18 protein-coding genes are annotated in these 19,965 nt (G+C 37.8%); 1 reads left to right on the top strand and 17 read right to left on the bottom strand.

All coding sequences use genetic code 11. The features are described 5' to 3' along the window. The 13 genes from MKX29_RS18435 to MKX29_RS18375 all read right to left on the bottom strand — a co-directional run bounded on the left by MKX29_RS18435 (position 1) and on the right by MKX29_RS18375 (position 14,070). Positions 1–1,359, bottom strand: a complete 1,359-nt coding sequence (locus MKX29_RS18435; protein ID WP_341106969.1) for a phosphoribosyltransferase family protein — start codon at positions 1,357–1,359, stop codon at positions 1–3. After that, a complete protein-coding gene (locus tag MKX29_RS18430; protein ID WP_251161867.1) occupies positions 1,268–2,479 on the bottom strand; it encodes an HpcH/HpaI aldolase/citrate lyase family protein in 1,212 nt (403 codons plus the stop codon). The genes MKX29_RS18435 and MKX29_RS18430 overlap by 92 nt, the downstream gene beginning before the upstream one ends. A 130-nt stretch (positions 2,480–2,609) precedes the next feature. Further along, a complete protein-coding gene (locus MKX29_RS18425) occupies positions 2,610–3,380 on the bottom strand; it encodes a TerC family protein (RefSeq protein WP_224937523.1) in 771 nt (256 codons plus the stop codon). A 90-nt stretch (positions 3,381–3,470) separates the two neighbouring features. Further along, a complete protein-coding gene (locus tag MKX29_RS18420) occupies positions 3,471–4,055 on the bottom strand; it encodes a YpjP family protein (protein WP_373370919.1) in 585 nt (194 codons plus the stop codon). Between the two features lie 25 nt (positions 4,056–4,080). After that, complete coding sequence (locus MKX29_RS18415; RefSeq protein ID WP_341106965.1) at positions 4,081–5,247, bottom strand: LL-diaminopimelate aminotransferase; 1,167 nt, start codon at positions 5,245–5,247, stop codon at positions 4,081–4,083. Between the two features lie 267 nt (positions 5,248–5,514). Then, complete coding sequence (locus tag MKX29_RS18410; RefSeq protein ID WP_341106962.1) at positions 5,515–6,291, bottom strand: class I SAM-dependent methyltransferase; 777 nt, start codon at positions 6,289–6,291, stop codon at positions 5,515–5,517. Positions 6,292–6,389: 98 nt separating this feature from the next. After that, positions 6,390–6,824 (bottom strand): BrxA/BrxB family bacilliredoxin, encoded by a 435-nt coding sequence (locus tag MKX29_RS18405; protein WP_224937519.1) that lies wholly within the window; start codon positions 6,822–6,824, stop codon positions 6,390–6,392. Positions 6,825–7,375: 551 nt separating this feature from the next. Beyond that, positions 7,376–7,624 (bottom strand): hypothetical protein, encoded by a 249-nt coding sequence (locus MKX29_RS18400; RefSeq protein ID WP_341106960.1) that lies wholly within the window; start codon positions 7,622–7,624, stop codon positions 7,376–7,378. A gap of 108 nt (positions 7,625–7,732) precedes the next feature. Continuing rightward, the gene (locus MKX29_RS18395) at positions 7,733–8,188 is read right to left on the bottom strand and encodes a hypothetical protein (protein ID WP_341106958.1); all 456 of its coding nucleotides are present in this window, start codon (positions 8,186–8,188) and stop codon (positions 7,733–7,735) included. Positions 8,189–8,526: 338 nt separating this feature from the next. Then, positions 8,527–9,651 carry a conserved virulence factor C family protein gene (locus MKX29_RS18390; protein WP_341106956.1) on the bottom strand — a complete coding sequence of 375 codons (1,125 nt, stop codon included), beginning with the start codon at positions 9,649–9,651 and terminating at the stop codon, positions 8,527–8,529. An 83-nt stretch (positions 9,652–9,734) separates the two neighbouring features. After that, the gene (locus MKX29_RS18385; protein ID WP_341106954.1) at positions 9,735–11,618 is read right to left on the bottom strand and encodes an ABC-F family ATP-binding cassette domain-containing protein; all 1,884 of its coding nucleotides are present in this window, start codon (positions 11,616–11,618) and stop codon (positions 9,735–9,737) included. A gap of 238 nt (positions 11,619–11,856) precedes the next feature. Continuing rightward, positions 11,857–12,363 (bottom strand): hypothetical protein, encoded by a 507-nt coding sequence (locus tag MKX29_RS18380; protein WP_341106952.1) that lies wholly within the window; start codon positions 12,361–12,363, stop codon positions 11,857–11,859. 24 nt (positions 12,364–12,387) lie between these two features. After that, positions 12,388–14,070, bottom strand: a complete 1,683-nt coding sequence (locus MKX29_RS18375) for a formate--tetrahydrofolate ligase (protein ID WP_341106950.1) — start codon at positions 14,068–14,070, stop codon at positions 12,388–12,390. 188 nt (positions 14,071–14,258) lie between these two features. On the opposite strand from MKX29_RS18375, the gene metA reads away from it, so the two are divergent. After that, a complete protein-coding gene (gene metA / locus MKX29_RS18370) occupies positions 14,259–15,167 on the top strand; it encodes a homoserine O-acetyltransferase MetA (RefSeq protein ID WP_224937508.1) in 909 nt (302 codons plus the stop codon). 394 nt (positions 15,168–15,561) lie between these two features. Here the strand turns inward: metA and MKX29_RS18365 are convergent, their stop codons facing one another. The 4 genes from MKX29_RS18365 to MKX29_RS18350 form a co-directional block, all read right to left on the bottom strand. Next, the gene (locus MKX29_RS18365; RefSeq protein WP_095372842.1) at positions 15,562–16,254 is read right to left on the bottom strand and encodes an AIM24 family protein; all 693 of its coding nucleotides are present in this window, start codon (positions 16,252–16,254) and stop codon (positions 15,562–15,564) included. Positions 16,255–16,258: 4 nt separating this feature from the next. Then, positions 16,259–16,939, bottom strand: a complete 681-nt coding sequence (locus MKX29_RS18360) for a class I SAM-dependent methyltransferase (protein WP_341106947.1) — start codon at positions 16,937–16,939, stop codon at positions 16,259–16,261. A gap of 118 nt (positions 16,940–17,057) precedes the next feature. Continuing rightward, positions 17,058–17,480 (bottom strand): transcriptional regulator MntR, encoded by a 423-nt coding sequence (gene mntR / locus MKX29_RS18355; RefSeq protein WP_095372840.1) that lies wholly within the window; start codon positions 17,478–17,480, stop codon positions 17,058–17,060. Positions 17,481–17,676: 196 nt separating this feature from the next. Then, on the bottom strand, positions 17,677–19,827 hold the full coding sequence (locus MKX29_RS18350; RefSeq protein WP_281202343.1) for a DNA topoisomerase III: 2,151 nt from the start codon (positions 19,825–19,827) through the stop codon (positions 17,677–17,679). Positions 19,828–19,965 lie beyond the last annotated feature (138 nt).

Genomic DNA, 19,965 nt, shown 5'->3' with positions numbered 1-19,965 from the left:
TCACCTCACTCCTTTCAAAAAGACGACTTGAATACTTGGTATCTTTATCTGTTGTAAAAACTTGCTTAAAACCTGTTCATCTACTAATCTTTCAAAAAAGATAAATACTTCATCATATGTTTCCGGTGGAATATTATAGATATAGTTCACCACTTCTTCCATTTCAGGGCTAGGAAAAGTCATACCAAAGCGTGCACCATAGGATGGTTTATTATGGACATGAATAGGGCTACGGGTTGTACTTTGATACTTTACACTCCCCTCCATTAAGCTAGCTATTTTCATTGGCAAATACATAAACTCACCTGTGCCGATACATAAAATATGTTTACCCTTTCTTTTTTGATCAAGAAATGTTGCAACCTTCTCTGCTTTTGAATTTAATAAAACGTTCACTTTACTATCCAAACCGAATCGACCACTCTCAGCAATATAAGGAACAGTGTGGAAGGGAGACTTTTGATTTGTCGTAGGATAATACTTAGAAGCAAACAGCATAGGTAATTCTTTTTCTATGTAAATTTCATCCATTTCTGTAGATGGATGGTACAGGTCTACACTTTCTTCCTCCTTAATAACGGGGTTCCCATCTACTTCAACCTCTCCAGCAAGAAGGGATATATGACGTATAGTGATATCTAACGCTTCCTCTAATTCAATAAATGCATTCTTGTTGGTCTCATTTCTCCAATCAAGAATAGAAACAACAGTATAATGCTTCCTCGGAAACTTATCATGTAATGATGTGATAATATTTCGCGCTGTCTTTCCAGTCGTCACTTCATCATCTACTAATATAATTTCCCGACTATTTTGCAACAAATTGGCATCGATATAACAACGATGAGAAGTAGCGTGTGAATGCTCTTCCTCAAAATGAATGATCGAATCAACGTTTAAAAGATCTTCTCTCGTTGTATGAAAATAATCTGCATTCTTAAACGCTTGAAAAAATGCCTGACCGAGCGCTGTCGCAGTTTCTGCAAAACCAATAATGATGGGGGAATATTGATCGCCAATAAATGCTGAATCACTAAATTTCGTTTGCTTATTTTTCAGTACATCCACAAAGGGTGATGACGGCGAAAGCTTTTTCCCTTCCACATCCTTTAGGTAGCTTTCTGCTAATAACAGTCCCGTTGCTAACCCTTTTGCCGGCGAGATAGGCAGATGTTTTCCTAGCACTTTACTAACGAATAAAAAGGATCTTTTTTTATTCTTTCTTGCTGCCATCTGGAATAATTCATCGAATTTAAAATGGTAAGGATTATAGTTGATATTTAGCTTCACCTGCATGGGCTCGATGACGTCTATCATGTGATAACTGTTGGAAGAAATCAATTGTGTTGTATTGTTCATTTAGCACCCCGTAAACTCTTGATTTTAACTCTATTTTCTTTGCCCAATCATAATGGGGCTTCATTTCGTTCATTTTGTTCTGACTGGCACTTTTCATCACACCATGGGCCCCATTTGAATGATTTAATATATCCATTGCATCATTGTATTCTTCATAAGTCACAGTGTTTAAAGCTTGTACCGGCGTAATTTGCGTGGGATGTATAATCGTTTTTCCGATGATACCATTACTAATATCGAGCAATATTTCTGCTATGAATCCTCTCATCTCTTTCGGCAGTTTGTTCATAAATGACGAGGATTCCATGATTTGCTCCGTTTGATTACTTAGTAAGTTAACTTTTTCTTTAGAAACAAAGTGCTCCCAAACAGGTCCAGAAAGTAAGTAATGATTAGGTGCCCTTTGAAAAAAGTTCATAATGTCTGCTAAACAATCTCTCAATACAGCAATATCATATATTGAAGTGGATGTGTTTCTTCTTATTCCTAATAGTCCACAAAAATCTGTCGCCCCAATCCGGATATTCAAAATAAAATGAGCGTACTTATCGAATATTCCCTTTAGTTTTTTTAACTCTTCCATTCTTGTTTCTTTAAATAGAACTTCTTTCGTTTCAAGGATTGGCATCGCATATAATTCATGGCCACTATTTCGTAAATCACTTACGAGTTGCAGCATTTCTTCACCATCGATTGAAGAGAATTTTGGAATGACAATACCAGTTAGTAACTGCCATTCCTCTTTAAATAAAGTGATTAACCGGACTAACTGCTCTTTATTTCTTATACGAATAAAAAGCAATGGCAATTCTTCTAATGTAATAAAGCCTCTAGAAATATCTTGTCGAAGTTTATGTAATGAATGCTGCAACCCCCTTTCCGCTACTTCCACTTCCAGATCACCAATACTATCTTCCAAACAAATGACAACTGATGTTAGACCAGCGTGCTTTTTATTAATCAAATCTTGATGGATAGCAGGACGTGTTGCAGGCATATAAAGGGTAGCTGCTAATGCATATGCAAGCTCATTCTTCGGTGTGTATTTATTAAATGTCGTCGGTTCTTTAAAAAAGTACTCATCTAGTGCAGCTTGAGATAAATCTGTAAATAACCTCATACGCCAACTCCTTTTTTTAATTTCGGAAAAATTTAATTGAGGGGACCCAGAAATAATTGCAATTATTATCAGATATTGGAAGAGATTGATGGAGTGAAAAAAGAGGGATGAAGCAATTCATCCCTTTTTCTTATGAGCCTGCTGCTTCAGTACGTTTTCTCTTCGCATGTACAATAAAAGTAATTGCAAAAACAATCACAAGTACACCAAAGAAATACATATGATCAATGTGAATACCTCCTGCACTTAACAACATCTTTAAAGAGATTAATAGAATAAGAATATAAGAGCTTGTTTCAAGTTCAGGTACACGGTCAATTAATTTTAAGAATACTCCTGCAACACCCCTCATCATAATGATACCTAGCATACCACCAACAAGAAGTACCCATATTTCTTGACTCACACCTAGTGCTGCTAAAATGCTATCAATTGAAAAAGCAATATCCATTAATTCAACGGCAATAACTGTTCCCCAAAATGTCCCGAACAGACGAATTAATAAGCCTCGTTGATTGATTCCTTCCAACGCTTCTTCGTCTTCTGCTTCTTCTGCTTTCTTTTTGTCGATAAAATATTTAATAGCTAACCAGCCTAAGTAAGCGGCTCCTAACACTTTTATCCACCAAAATTTAATTAAAAATACACCTACACCTATCGCTAAAAAACGGAAGAAATAAGCGCCAAGTAACCCATAAAAAAGTGCTTTCTTTCGTTGTTTTGGTGGTAGGTGCTTAACCATTACTGCTAAGACAAGCGCATTATCGGCTGAAAGCAAGCCTTCTAAAATGACCAATGTGCCAATCAGCACCCATGCATCTGGTCGAGATAATGCCTCAACCCACATATCCCAATCAAAGAAACTAGAATAGGTATGTAGGATTCCATCGATAATTTCCATAGTGAATTTTTCCCCCTGATCAACTTTATATACTATCGTTCCTCACCTAGTATATACGAATATGTACTAGAAAAGTTTCAATTTTTGAAATTAACTCATCCATTTTGGCGGGGTATTTTTATCCCAATAGATGGATCCAAGTTCATGGTGAGTTTGGAATTGATCATAGGCAGTATGATAATGGAAATTAAACCAATAACCTTGCTGCGGTGGATGATCTCTTCTGACATGAAAACGAATGACATCTTTTTGCTTTGTCTCATCTGCTATATGAAAAATTCGTTCTGAAACGCCCGCAGAGGCCGTTTCAGTGATACTCAAATGATGCAGATTCTCCTCTGTATACTGCTCTGCAACTTCTGAAATCGCCTTTTCTATATTAGGGAGTATGACGATTTGAAATTCTGATTCAATGACCGGTTTAATTTTTTCACCAAACTTTTCGAATGAATGCTTTTCCGCGGAAGTAACCATTTCCTTTATAAAATCCTCCCTCGAAACTTGTGAAGTTTCTTCTACACTTACATCTGGTAAGCTTTCAGCTAAAACTGCTTTTCTTGGCGACTTATCTTCATCATGCTGAATAGGTAATAAACTCGTTGGTGTCACCAATCCAAATGTAAAGATTGTCACCATCACCACTAATGATTTTCTTAACCAACTCGGCAAGTGTATCTCCTCCTCAGATGACTGTCATTATTTATTTAAAAATGCCACTTTTCTCAATACGGGAAACAACTTCTAATAATGTTTCTTCTGATTGGACAATACCCATGCGTACATAACCTTCGCCCCATTCACCAAAGGCAATTCCAGGTGTTACAACAACTCCTGCTTTTTCAATTAATTCAAGTGCGAATGGCTTAGATTTCATTCCAACCGGTAATCTCCCCCATACGAACATCGACCCTTTAGGTAAAGCCACATCCCAACCTACTTCTCGTAATCCAAGAACAAAAGAATCTCTTCTTTTTTTATAGACCGCTCTCAATTCATCTAAAAAGGACGAATCATCAGCTAACGCCTGTACAGCAGCCATTTGAATAGGATAAAAAACGCCATAGTCAAGGTTAGACTTTAGATTACTTAGAAGAGAAATAACTTTACGATTTCCTGCAGCATAAGCCACACGACACCCTGCCATATTAAAGCTTTTAGATAACGAGTTCATTTCAATCCCTACATCCATCGCACCATCAACTGATAAAAAACTAATTGGCGCCTCTTCAAAATATAATTCAGAGTAAGCAAAATCGTGGAGAATGACAATGTCATTTTCTTTCGCATAATCGATTGCTTGTCCAAAAAATTCTTTTGTCGCCAGGGCAGGAACCGGATTTCCAGGATAATTTAGAATCATTAACTTTGCTTTTTTACTAACTTCTTTTGGAATATCAGCGAAAGAAGGTAAGTAATCATTTTCTTCTTTTAACGGCATACGATACATTTGCCCTCCTGCAAGATTCACACCTGCTTCGTACGCTGTATAACCAGGATCTGGAACGAGTACTATATCACCAGGATTACAAAGCACCATTGGTAAATGGACCAAACCATCTTGTGAGCCCATCAGTAACGTGGTTTCTTCCTTCGCATCAAGGGTTACGCTGTATTTTCTACTGTAATAATTCGCCACTGCCTCATGAAACTCTGGAATCCCTTTTAATGTGTAACCATAAAGCTTTGGATCACTTGCCATTTCGCCCATCATCTTTGTTATAATGGGAGGAGGTGGTAAATCGGGACTACCGACACTAAGATCGATTATTTTTATGCCTTCTTCTAGTTTCCGTTGCTTGATTTCAGCTAGTTCCGAAAAAATACTCTCTTGGAATTGCTCCATTCTCGCTGCCATTTGAATATTCATGTTCATTGCCTCACAAAATTTTTCTTTTATTCTACCATATTTTATCACTTTTTGGGCATTGGTTCATGATTAATTGCTGCTTTTTTGGGGGATATATACAAATAAGAATATAAGAAGGGGGAAGGTACATAATGGATTCTAGTTGGATTGCGCTTGTTGGTGGTTTAGTACTACTTGCTTACTTTGTTTATATGTGCATCACTGATTAAAAAACGTTTACCATTCGTTTCGATTGCTGTAGCCATTAGGAAGGCAACAGCAATCTTTTTATCTTTTTTCCCACACACCGTAGTGGAATTTCGCTGATTTACGTTTGATTTGCTGAAATGCAAAGGCTTGGAATCTTTCACTACGGAAATGATCCTTCAATACCACTCTTTCTTTAGACACGCGCTTCGCCTCAATAATCATTTCATCAGTTAAATCACCTTTGTATGTAATCGAATGTAATGCATTGATATTAGACGATTCTTTTATCGTTGTTTCAAACATGGGATCAATATAGACACATTCAAAGGAAGAATCAGGTACAGATATCAAGTAATCGATGGCTAAATCATGAACTACTTCGATTCTTTCCATACTGTTTTTCATGATTACGTTATCATTTGGCCATTCTTTCAGACCTTGACCAACGAAATACGCTATCACCTTACTTGCTTCTAACCCAATTACCTTCCCGGTCTCACCTACAGCATAACTTGCCACAATGCTATCTGAAGCTAGCCCAAGTGTGCAATCAAGAAAAGAAGAACCCGCTTTTAGTTGACAAATTTCTATCAAAGGATCATGTTCACCTTTTTGCAAACGCTTAAGGCGGAACATTGCTGAACTAGGATGAAAGAAAAAAGGTCTTTCCTCACCTACTTTATATAGTTCCATTCGCTCTTTTCCAACGACAATTCCGTTCGTTTCGTATTGATTGACCATACTCTTTATTGTTCTTTTTCTTCTATGTAAAAAGGGAAGGTTCAGCGTCATTGCTACCTGTTTTGCCTTATTGGTTTCGTCAGGATTTGTCCTTGCTGATGTTGTAACAAACATCAAAACACCTACTTATTTTATTGAAATTAAAAAGCAACAGTCAGGATAAGAGTGCTCCTAACTGCTGCATTCAATCACCTTTTATCGTGTGATCCTTTTTATAATTTATTATCAAACGCTGCTAATAAATTGTGCATAATTTCTTCCATAGAGTGATCTTCAATATCATGACGTGGAATAAAATGTACCACTTCTTTCCCTTTAAGAAGGGCCATAGATGGAGAAGACGGCTCAATACCTGTGAAATATTCACGCATTTTCGCTGTTGCATCTTTATCTTGACCAGCAAAAACTGTCACTAAATTGTCTGGTTTTTTCTCTGCATTTAATACAGCCTGTGTCACTGCAGGTCTTGCTAATCCTGCTGCACAGCCACAAACAGAATTCACGACAACTAATGTTGTACCTTCTGCTTGCTCCATATAATCGTTTACTTGTTCTTCAGTTGTTAATTCGCTAAAACCGGCCTGAACAAGCTCAGCTCTCATCGGCTTCACAACTTGTTTCATATACTCTTCATAAGCCATAGACATAAATATTTCCCTCCTTTACTAATGATTGCACAGTAAGCATACTATATTTCAAGCCTATATTGCAAAGTTATCGTTCTCCGATATAAAAGGAATAGCTCATGGTAGACGATTGAATAATTGGAAATCCAAGATATTTATGACTGGGAGGATGCTTCTAAGTCTATGGCTGGATTCCACCTTTTTTGAGGTGTTGATGTATGTGTTTTTTTCAGATAACACCAAAAGTGCGGTGGTATCGCACGTCTCAAATTGAGGCATACCCAGACACATTAATTAACTAACAAACGAAAGAGCCCATATTTGAATAGTCTTACTATAAATTTTGCCTGAGGTTAGTCAATTAGCCATAAAAATTGCTACTATCCGAAGTGACTATTGATTGCCCTTCCTCTTTTTTCTAAGCAAACTATAATGGACAGTATTGTTAGAACATCCGTTGATGAACACAGCGTCACAGTTTATACCTTCTTGTTTAAACCCTAGACGTTCAGATATATTTCTAATCATATTTGAAACTGCTCTTATTACTCAAATCCTGTTTGCACTGCTCTCTACCTTATTTGCGAATCTGAGTGACTTGCAAAACCTGTTTGCACAGCTCTCAACCTCATTTGCGAATCTGAGTGACTCGCAAATCCAATTTGCACAGCTCTCAACCTCATTTGCGAATCTGAGTGACTCGCAAATCCAATTTGCACTGCTCTCAACCTCATTTGCGAATCTGAGTGACTCGCAAATCCTGTTTGCACTGCTCTCAACCTCATTTGCGAATCTGAGTGACTTGCTAATCCTGTTTGCATAGCTCTCTACCTCATTTGCGAATCTGAGTGACTTCCAAATCCTGTTTGCATAGCTCTCTACCTTATTTGCGAGCCTAAGTGACTTGCAAATCCTGTTTGCATAGCTCTCTACCTTATTTGCGAGCCTGAGTGACTTGCTAATCCTGTTTGCACTGCTCTCAAATTTATTTGCGAGCCTGAGTGACTTGCAAATCCAATTTGCATAACTCTCAACCTCATTTGCGAATCTGAGTGACTTCCAAATCCAATTTGCAAAGCGCTCAACCTCACTTCCGAATCTAAGTGACTCGCAAATCCAATTTGCATAGCTCTCAACCTCATTTGCGAATCTGAGTGACTCGCAAAACCTGTTTGCACTGCTCTCAACCTCATTTGCGAATCTGAGTGACTCGCAAAACCTGTTTGCACTGCTCTCAACCTCATTTGCGAATCTGAGTGACTTGCAAATCCAATTTGCACTGCTCTCAACCTCATTTGCGAATCTGAGTGACTTCCAAATCCAATTTGCAAAGCGCTCAACCTCACTTGCAAACCTGAGTAGTGACTTGCAAAACCTGTTTGCACTGCTCTCTACCCTATTTGCAAACCTGAGTAATTTGCAAAACCTGTTTGCATAGCTCTCATTCCCTTTTTCAAACCTGGTCGACGTGCAATTCCGGTTCACCCACTCTTTTTCACTCAACTCATGCAGGCACGCACACAACACGACATAACACTATTCCTGCTGATGTAAAAACCTTCTATATCTATGTCTCTATCTCTACTTTTTGATCTCGTTTCTTTTGTACTGAACCCTGCTTATGCTCAGTTCTAACACAAAAAAATTTAACTACTCTTCATCGTATACTGATAATGATTGAAAAAGGACACCTGCATGTTGCGCATGCAGGTGTCCTTCTAACTCATCCATTCTTTCGTGATTCTGTCATTTGCTTCCATACAGATCCTTTTGCTTCTTCGCCTTGCTCAATTCTTTCAATTGCTAGTTTAATTTGCAGACTTACTTCAAATTCATTATCATTTTCAGCTGCTTTTAAGGCAGGAAGCGCTTTTTCGTCGCCTACTTCGTATAGGAACATTGCTGCACGCCAGCGAACCAGCTTGCTTTTATCAGATAATGCTTCCATCATTTTTTCAGAAGCTTCTGGGAAGCCTAGATCTGATAAACAATCCCCCGCCGTTCTTCTCACTGTGACCGATTTATCTGTTAGCGCTTTATATAGATAAGGTAGCACTTGAACGTCTTCAATCATCCCTAAGTACACAGTTGCTAATCTTCGCACAGACGCTTTTTCATCTTGAAGGGCAAAGTCAAGTACATCTAAATCATCTAAGGAAGGATCAGCCATTTGCTCAAGCTTTTGATAGCGTATACGCCAGTCCTCCTCTTTTAAATCAGCTGGAGTAAGTTTAAGACGGACTCTTGGTGCCAATGCTTCTTCTGATTCTGGACTTTGGGCTGCAGTGATGAGTGTTTTTACTCTTTCCTCTGGGTATGCAGCTAAAATTTCATCCACTACTTCTTTACCTACTTGTTCGAATTCACCATAACGCACTCCTAGTTCTTTCCACTTTCTTACCATGACTACATTATCATCAGGTGCTTGTGCATCACCTACAGCTTTAACATAAAGTTCCGGTAAGCCAAAGCGCTTTTCTTCTGTACCATCTGTTAATTTCACTTGCATCGGTATGCCTTTATACGTTTGCACAAAAGCTTGTACTTCACCAAAATGTTCATTTACTTCCGTTCCCCCAGCACTCTCAGCTTCTTCGCCAAAGGCTGCTCTCACTTGAGGAAGTAAATCTTTCCAATCGAATTTCGCATTTCGTTCGACTGCAAGAAAATCGGCTACATGATAGACACCTTTAATCCCATCTATTTTTAAGATATCAACTATAACTTCCGGCGCACCTTCAGCCTGACCTACTTTGTAATTATTGCTTGTCCCCATAGGCAGTTCTTTATCTAAGATCACCTTCATCGTATTTGGACTTGGTGTAGGTTCAATCGCTTTTATAATCAATGAAATCACCCTTTACTTTAATTATTCTCTCATGATAATTATTCTAACATAAATCATCGTCTACTTTCATTTATCTACATTGATTAAGCATCTGCCCATTCAGACAGATAACTCCAACGTTCAATTAGATATTCTAAATCATGATTTAGCTTTTTTTGTTCATCCATGAGCTGTTGAGCTTTCTCGAAATCACTACCAATATTGTTCATATCCTCATCGATTTCTTTCAAACGACTTTCAATCGCTTCCATTTTGTCATCGATTTGCTCCCATTCTCTTGCTTCATTATAGGAAAGCTTTTTCTTTTTTGGTTTACTTTCTTCCTTTACTTCTACTATCTTTTTCTCTTCCGCTTTTTTACTTGATGCTTGTTTTGATTTTTCAAGGTATTCACTATAATTCCCATAATAACTAGTTATTTCCCCATTTCCTTGTAATACAAGTAATTGAGTGGCGACTTTATCGAGAAAATAACGATCATGTGAAACCGTTATCACCACACCAGCGAAGCTTTCTAAATAATCCTCTAGCACCGTTAACGTCTGTGTATCAAGATTATTTGTCGGCTCGTCTAAAAGCAACACATTCGGTGAAGTCATTAAGATTTTCAATAAATATAATCTACGTTTTTCTCCACCTGAAAGTTTTCTAATTAATGTACCATGCATAAAAGGTGGAAACAGAAAACGCTCAAGCATTTGTGCAGCAGATATCGTTTTTCCGTCAGTGGTTTCGATTACTTCGGCCGCTTCCTTTAAGTATTCAATCACTCTTTTGCTCTCATCCATTTCTTCACTTTCCTGTGTGTAATAAGCGATTTTAACCGTCTGACCGATGATTCTCTCACCTTTGTCTAACGGTAACTTGCCGGCTAAAATATTTAGAAAAGTGGTTTTTCCTGTCCCATTTTGACCAATAATGCCTAGTCGGTCACCTGGTTTCACTAGCAGGTCATAGTTTTTTAGGATAGCTAAATCACCATAATATTTTGTCGCTGATTTCAACTCAAATACTTGCTTTCCTAAACGACTACCACCTAAAGACATGTCTAATTTTTCACTTGAAGTAACATTTGTCAATTTTTCATCTAATTGATCAAAACGATCTATGCGCGCTTTTTGTTTGGTAGTTCGCGCCTTGGCACCGCGTCTCATCCACTCTAACTCTCTACGATATAAATTCCGTTGTTTATCAATTACAGCCGCCTCATTCTCCTCTCGGATCGCTTTCGCCTCAAGGAATGCTCCATAGTTACCTTTATAACTGTATAATTGTGCCGCATCAAGTTCAAACATCCGGTTTGTCACACGATCAAGGAAATAGCGATCATGTGTCACAAGCAGAATCGCTCCCCGGTATCGGGTAAGATGCTCTTCTAGCCATTGAACCGATTCATGATCAAGATGATTCGTTGGCTCGTCGAGAATTAATAAATCACTATCTTGTATCAACGTTTGTGCTAACGCTACCCGTTTTTTTTGTCCGCCTGACAATTCACCAACTTTTTTTTCAAAGTCGGCAATACCTAGTTTTGTTAGGATGGTTTTGGCATTTGTACTTGCTTCCCATCCATTATTAGCATCTAATTTTTTTTGTAATTGGAAAAGATGCTCCTGTACTTCGCTATGATCTGGATGTTCATTCAAAGCGATTAATGCTTGCTCATACTCTCTTAAAAGAACGAGTAAAGGAGAATCGCCTGCAAATACTTGTTCAAGTATAGTCAATTGTTCGTCTAATTTAGGTTCTTGTTCAGCATAGGAGACTGAATAATCCTTAGGCGCAATAATCTCTCCAGCATCAGGCAAATCAATACCAGCGACGATTTTTAACAGTGATGACTTTCCTGTTCCATTTACACCAATTAAGCCGACGCGGTCATTTTCTCCGATAGTAAAATTAATTTGCTTAAATAGCTCTTTTTCACCGTAAGTTTTTGTTATATTTTCTAAAGATATATTTTTCATTTCGACCATCCATTCATTAATCTATCTAAACCAGCTATATTGCGGTTAGGCTATTAACTATTCTAATAGCTAATTGTAACATGAAAAATGGCGATCCGTGATATATTCATGCTTATCAACTTTACTCATACAATTTTTTATAAAAAAAGTCGAGACAACAGGAACTGGATTTTTCTACTAAGCTCCGCTTTTTAGCGTTGCCGTGTAAGAATACCATCTCACCTATTGTCTCAAACCTCTAATATTGATCTAATACTATTAATGTTTGTTGTGTGTGGTCAATTAAATCAAGTAAGTCTTCTAATTGTTCTTCTGTTATCAGTCTGTCAAAATTGACCACTATCTCTTGCGTCCATTCATTCTCTACCTTCATTAATCGTTGTTGAACGGTACGGCGATTCCCCCATTGTTTAACGACTTGCTCGTAAGCTGATTCTAACTTATTTTTTTCCTGTTTTTGCAGGATAAAAGTGATGGATAGATGAGCACCGATTTCATTTGTAAATGGGTGCGCAGGTTGCAACTCTGCCGTAATTTGCTGCAAATTGGCCTGTAAGGTAATTTTTGCTGATAAAGTGCTAGTAACGGTTGTATCCGTAAATGTGATGTCATAGCGTCGGCTAAATTTTGCTAGATTCATCCAATCATTTCGATCGATTATCTTCATTTCACCCGTTAAATCAAAATCATAAATATGCCCCTCTAAAACAACCTTCATATTATCAAAAGCTATTGGGTCAAACAATGTATCAGTTCCCCTTTATATTGATTAAAATAATCCTTTCGCTTGTCCTTGTTGGTCCACATCCATTTGCATCGCTGCAGGTACTTTAGGTAACCCAGGCATTGTCATAACCGCTCCTGTTAATGCCACAATAAAACCGGCACCTACAGAGGGCTTTAATTCTCTTATAGTTATTGTGAAGTCAGAAGGAAGACCTAATTTTGCTGCATCATCGGATAATGAGTATTGGGTTTTAGCCATACAAATAGGGAGCTGAGACCAGCCAAAGCGTTCAAAATCGGCTAATTGTTTCTTTGCTTTCGATGTAAACTCAACTCCACTTGCACCATACACATTTTTAGCAATTGTTTCAATTTTCTGTTCTAAGCTGTCATGTAAATGGTAAAGTGGCGTAAACGATTGGTCTGTTTTTGCAATTTGCTCTAACACTTTCTCTGCTAACTGTAAGCCACCAGTTCCTCCTTCTGCCCACACTTCTGTTAGTGACCATTGTATATTTTGCTCCTCACACAACTCTTTAAAAGTCTCAATTTCATCTGTAGAATCACCATTAAAGCGATTAAGTGCAATAACGAAAGGCAATCCGAAACTCTGAACTGTTTCAACATGCTTTTTTAAATTAGAAAATCCTTTTGCTAGTGCAGCCGTGTTCTCTGAGCTGAGATTTTCCTTAGCGACGCCCCCATGCATCTTAAGTGCACGAATCGTCGCCACAATGACAACTGCATCAGGACTTACACCCATATTTCTCGCTTTTATATGTAAAAATTTCTCTGCTCCTAAATCGGCGCCAAATCCCGCTTCTGTTACAACATAATCAGCTAACTTCAATGCCGTGTTTGTCGCGATCACACTATTACAACCATGTGCAATATTCGCAAATGGTCCACCGTGTATAAGTGCAGGTGTATGTGCAAGAGTTTGTACTAAATTAGGCTTTATCGCCTCTTTTAATAAAAGGGTTAAAGCACCTTCAGCACCTAAATCAGCCACCGTAACCGGTTGTTTGTTAATATTATAAGCAATAATCATTTTGCCTAATCTTTTCTTCAAATCATGTAGGTCTTTCGCTAAACATAGTACTGCCATTACTTCAGAGGCCACTGTAATATCAAAACCATCTTCTCGCGGAATACCTTGAGCAGGTCCCCCCAGACCAACAATGACATTTCTTAGCGCACGATCATTTAAATCCATCACTCTTTTCCAAATAATTCTTCTCTGGTCAATTTTAAGATCATTTCCTTGTTGGATATGATTATCGATTAAGGCAGATAAGGCATTATTTGCTGTAGTAATCGCATGAATATCACCTGTAAAATGAAGGTTAATATCTTCCATCGGTACGACTTGTGAATATCCCCCTCCTGTCGCACCACCTTTAATGCCCATTGTTGGACCTAGAGAGGGTTCTCTCATGGCAATCATCGACTTTTTCCCTAACAGACTTAATGCATCACCTAAACCTACAGTAACAGTTGATTTCCCTTCGCCTGCAGGTGTGGGGTTAATGGCTGTAACAAGAATTAATTTCCCATTTTCCTTATCTTCCACTCTTTTAAGTGTTTCGGCTGTAAGTTTCGCTTTATATTTACCAAATTGCTCTAGATCATCGGCTGTAAGTCCGAGCTTTTCCCCAATCTGGTGAATTGGTTTCATCGTTGTTTCTTGAGCAATTTCAATATCTGACTTCACATATTTCCCCATCGCTTTTCCTCTCCTCTATACCAGTTGTCATTGCAAGCGTTACTATTGTATCACTTCCTAAATCTAAATAATGATATGTGACGAGAAATTTTCAAATTAATTATAATTTTAAGGTTTTCAGGTTGCTCAATAAGTTAAACGTCTTTATAATAAGTTTATTGAAATTTCACACAGTAGGGGATGATCACTTGCCAATTACCATTCCACAAGGACTTCCAGCACGGGAAATTCTCGAGGAAGAGCAAATATTCATTATGGATGAAGGTCGCGCTAAGGGGCAAGATATTCGCCCATTAAACATACTTATACTAAACCTCATGCCGCAAAAAGAAAAAACAGAAACCCATTTATTAAGGTTATTAGGTAATACACCGCTTCAAGTTCATATTACCTTGTTGAAAACAGTTACACATCAATCAAAAAATACAAGCCACATACATCTTGAGCAGTTTTATTCAACATTTTCTGAAATCAAACAAAAAAAATTTGATGGCATGATTATTACGGGTGCTCCGATTGAATTACTTTCCTTTGAAGAAGTCGATTATTGGGAAGAGTTAAAAGAAATAATGGACTGGACAAAAACCAATGTCACGAGTACACTCCATATTTGTTGGGGCGCACAAGCAGCACTTTACCATCATTTCAATATTGATAAGTTTGAGCTACCGGAAAAATGTTTCGGCGTGTTTGACCATGATGTAGAAAATTGGTCAGAAAACTTATTACGCGGTTTTGATGACTCTTTTGTCGCACCCCATTCAAGGCATACGGATATATCATTAGAAGAGTTAAAGAATCATAGTAAGGTCAAGGTTCTTGCTGCATCACCTCAAGCGGGTGCTTTTATTATGAGCGCCAATGAAGGTAAACAAATTATGATTACCGGTCACCTTGAATATGAAGCAACGACACTTGCTGAAGAATATGAGCGAGATCGAGCAAAAGGATTGCCCATAACCATTCCGAATCACTATTATCCCAATGATGACCCAACCAAGACACCAAAAAACAAATGGCGTTCGCATGCCCATCTATTATTCTCCAACTGGTTAAATTATTATGTTTATCAAGAAACACCTTATGAATGGGATTAAAAATAGCCAATCCGTAGAATATACGGATTGGCTACTTTTTATTTTGCATACATTGTGAATGGGAATTGATTTTGAAGAACTATGCCGTTGACAATTAAGAGGATTCTACTCTGACAAAAACGGTCAAAATAGCATCTCGGCAATAATTTTGATTACTCCGTTTCTTGCAATAGGAGAACTATTATTGAGAGATTCTTAATTCCTCCCCTTGGGAAACAGTAGTTTAAGATCTGAGTTTCGTTATTGCATTATGATCAGGTCATTTTCCTTAATCAAAAGCGGTGTTTTCCCCTTTTTGCTCTACTCCCTATTGTCACTTTAAATCGCCCATGAGCAGCGCCTCTCTTTTGAGGCCCTTTTAAATACCCTTATACAAACATCCATTGCATGTAAACTAATTCTGCTGCACATAGCCACCTTCTTCATACGGTTGGACAACGACAAAACCTTCGCCTGAAAATTTCATTTGCACTGAGTCACCGCTACCACGGCCTACAAATGTTTTGAATGAGACATCCGCAACGAATTCCGGTTGCAAATGGCCAGACCAAGCGACCGTTGCATGGGGATCTGTTAATACCGGTTTATCAGGAGTTACCTTTAGTGTTAGTGGTTCATAATGAGTCGTTATTGCAGCCATTCCCTCTCCTTCTAAGCGAATATTGAATAACCCACCTGAAACGATGCCTGCTACTTTTCTCATAAGCTTGACGTCCCACTTCAAACTTGGCTCAAACGCTAATAAATCATTGGCACTCACACATAATGTATCATTATGAAAGCGAATAATAGAAATCTTCTTTCCTTGATCCGCTAAATAGAGTTTCCCCCTGCCAGTTGCTTTCATAAGAGCTGTGCTCTCCCCAGAGAAAGCACGTTTAAACATTTTCCCAATTCCATGTTCTAAAATCCCTTCGCGAACAAATTTGATTTGACCTTCATACGCAATCATGGAGCCAGCTTTTGCCCAAATCTGCTGTTGTAAGTTCACTTCTAATAACCGATCCGTTTCTAACTCAAATAATCCCTGACCTCTATCTTCTTGCTCTGTTTTCTCAACAAACTCTGATAATGAGTACCTACTCATAAGCTCACTCCTTTTGGAAAATAAAAATCCACATAAATGATAATGCTTGCTGCAATGGAAGAGGTAATCCGCCTTTAGGTAATGACTCTGCAGCCTTTTTATAAACACCTTGCTCTGCCACTTTTTTCATTGGGAGCCCTTGCATTAGCTGTTCAAACTCCCATGGCATCATCGTGTTGCAAATGACCTTTTCTCCTAGTAACCTAGGAAAACTATTGTTTCTAGGTCCTGCAGTTGGTCCCAGTATCCCAAAACACCCATAACCACCCGGCTTCAATATTCTCACAGCCTCTTTCACTGCATTATACGGATTTTCTGTCCATTCCATAGAATTTATTGCCAACACCCCGTCAAAATGATGCTCAACAAAAGGGAGTTCTGTTAAATCCCCTTTGATGAATTGGTTATCATTCGTTTGGTTCACCCGATTTGCTTTTATAAGCATTTCATTAGATACGTCGACCCCGACTACATTGATGGCATGTGTTGAAAGCTTATAAGCCCCCATTCCATCACCACAACCAAGGTCACATACATGATTATTCGCCTTTAAGTACTGCAGGAAGAAAGGGATAATTTCCTTGCGGCTCCCTTCATTCCACATACTTGCTGATCTCTTATGCCAACTATCCGATCGCTTATCCCATTCTGTAGCCGATGCCTTTTTCCAATCAAATTCAGCCATCAAATATTCACCTAGCTCTCTTTATACCTATTTTTACATTATGTGATATAAAAAATTTAATTTTCTGTCTATATTAATGTAAAAAAAGCAGAGTTATCCACCCTCCATAACTCTGCTTTTATTCTTCTTCATTTTTTCGTTGTACCACTCTTAATGACTCTACTCTATCTTTATTCTCTTCGAAAAACTGTACTAAATCACCAATGCGGTCAATAGCATCCCAACTTAAATGATGCTCAATTCCCTCAACATCTTCATAGATATGTTCTTCTTTCACACCAATAATTCGAAGCATTTGCTCTAATAACTCATGGCGGTATACGAGGCGTTTGCCTATTTTCTTTCCTTTTGTCGTTAATACTAAACCACGGTATTTTTCATATACGAGATATTCATCTTTATCTAATTTCTGCACCATTTTAGTGACTGAAGAAGGGTGGACAGATAGTGCTTCTGCGATATCAGAAACGCGTGCATAGCCTTTTTCTTCAATTAATAAATAGATTTGTTCTATATAATCTTCCATACTAGGTGTTGGCATGTGGATCCTCCCAAAAAAGGCTAACATCTATGATAAACGATATTTGTTACATACAGTATAGCCGCTTACTTGTTCAAAAAAAGCATAATGATAGTGGTTTCATAAGCTGTTATAACGCAAATGAAAAACCACTACTTAAAATATTACTATAAGAATCCTCATGAAACAAGGAAGATATGGGAATAGACGGAAAGAGTTAGTTTGGAAACTTAAATTTAATTTTATTTTCCTTTTTATCCCACATCAATGCTGCTGCAAACAATTTGTCTTTCCCTTGGAAACCTTCCAGCACATCAGTCTCACCACTTTTCAATAGTTGTTTCACTATTTTTTGTGTCATTGACTTACCGAGAATTTTCTTAGATAAGGTAAATGTACAATTCTTTTTCTGATAGTTGCTACAACCAAAAAATTTACCCTTGTCTATTACTTGACCATCACATAATTGACAATTGCCTAATGAGGATTGTCGCTTTTTCTTAAATGTTTTTGGGATAAATTGTTGTTTATCTTCTTCAGAGAATATCCATTCATTCGTTACTTCCTTCGTAGCCGCAATTAAATGATGGACCATTTGACTTGTTTGATCCATAAATTGTTTAGGTGATGCCTCTCCTTTAGAGATTTGCTTTAAGCGTTGCTCCCATTTCGCCGTCATTTCAGGAGACGCTAATATCTCTTTACCAACCGCAATAATGAGAACCTTGGCTTTTGAAGTAGCATAGACCATATTCTTTTTCACATCAATATAACCACGATCTTTTAGCATCGTAATAATGCCCGCTCTTGTTGCTTCAGTTCCAAGTCCTTCTGTCTGTGTTAATACTTGTTCCAGTTCTTTATCATCAATATGTTTTCCTGCTGTCTTCATCAACGTTATTAATTGACCTTCAGTGTACCTTTTAGGAGGCTGTGTTTTACTCTCCTTTACTTCTGTTTTTTCTGTTATTCCTTTATCTCCCTTATCTAATAAGGGAAGATTCACATCTTTATCTTTCTCAACTGGAGAAATCACTTGGCGATAGCCTTGATCAACAATTACTTTTCCTTTAGAAATGAACATCGCTCGCTCATCAACCAAGGTTTTAATTGTCGAGTACTCGATTATTGCTTTCTTATGATGGGCAGCGATGACACTTTTCGCAATTAGGTCATAAAGTTTTTTCTCCTCCGATGCAAGTTTGGAGAAGTCTGGAATTTGCTCAGTCGGAATAATGGCATAATGGTCAGTGACTTTCTTTTCATCCACATATCGCTTATTCTGAACGATGGAGGAAAACGGTAAAGGAAAGAAATCCTCAAAATCCTTTATTTTTTCATAACGAGCCAAAATTTGTGGTAATGTGTTTGCTTCCTCCGTGGTAATATGCCTTGAATCGGAACGAGGATAAGAAACCCATCCTTTTTGGTATAACTTTTGAACAATATCAAGTGTTTTCTTAGGTGAGAATTTAAAACGCCGATTCGCTTCTGCTTGAAGTGCTGACAAATTATACAATTGAGGCGGTAGGAATTCTTTCTTTTCCTTTTTTATATCTGCTATTGTTGCTTCCTTCCCCTGGCAAAACAAAGCAATTTTCTCAGCTAATGCGCTGTCCATAATACGACTATTACCCTTATCTTCCCATTTCCCCTTATATTTTTTCCCGGTGATCTTGAAGGTTGCTTCTACTTCCCAAAAAGGTTCAGAAACAAATGATTCAATTTCAAGCTCCTTTTTTACAATCAATGCTAATGTAGGTGTTTGTACTCTACCAACCGAGAATACATCTGAGAATCCTTTTTGTTGTAATAATAACGTATATAATCTAGAAGCATTCATTCCGACAACCCAATCAGCACATGATCTTGTATAAGCTTCGAAAAAAAGGTTTCTCGTTTCTTCTTCATTTAATAACTGTTGAAAGCCTTTTTTAATGGCATTCGGCGTTAATGAAGAAATCCATAATCTCTTCATTGGCAAATTTGATTTTGCTTGACGCAATATGTTTCTTATTATCAGTTCTCCTTCTCTCCCCGCATCTCCCGCATGAATGACTTCATTCACCTCTGGATGTGATAAGAGCTTTTTAATAACCTGGAATTGCTTTATTTTATCTTTGGAGACTTCGTGCTGAAACTGGTTAGGTAGAAGAGGGAGTGTATCTAATGTCCATTTTTTCCAAGTTGTATTATACACTTCAGGAGGAGAGAGTTGACATAAATGCCCGATAGCCCATGTGATAAAGCCACCATCTGTCAAAATTGGATTAGGAAGAATTTCGATATAGCCTTGGTGTTTCTTTTTGGGGAAAACGGAAGCGAGTGTAGCTCCTTGGTCTGGTTTTTCTGCAATAATTAGTTTCATTCTTACTCTCTTTTCTATCAAAATATTATGTTTCTATCTTACTAAAAAATGTGAAGAAAGCAAGAAGTAAGAGTACGATATACTTAAGAGGGATTACTATAAATGATTTATTACATTCCCGTTCGTAAACTCTTATAT

This window comes from Cytobacillus sp. FSL R7-0696 (genome assembly GCF_038006865.1).
Classification (GTDB): Bacteria; Bacillota; Bacilli; order Bacillales; family Cytobacillaceae; genus Cytobacillus; species Cytobacillus kochii.
This window is presented reverse-complemented; position numbering and strand designations above follow the sequence as displayed.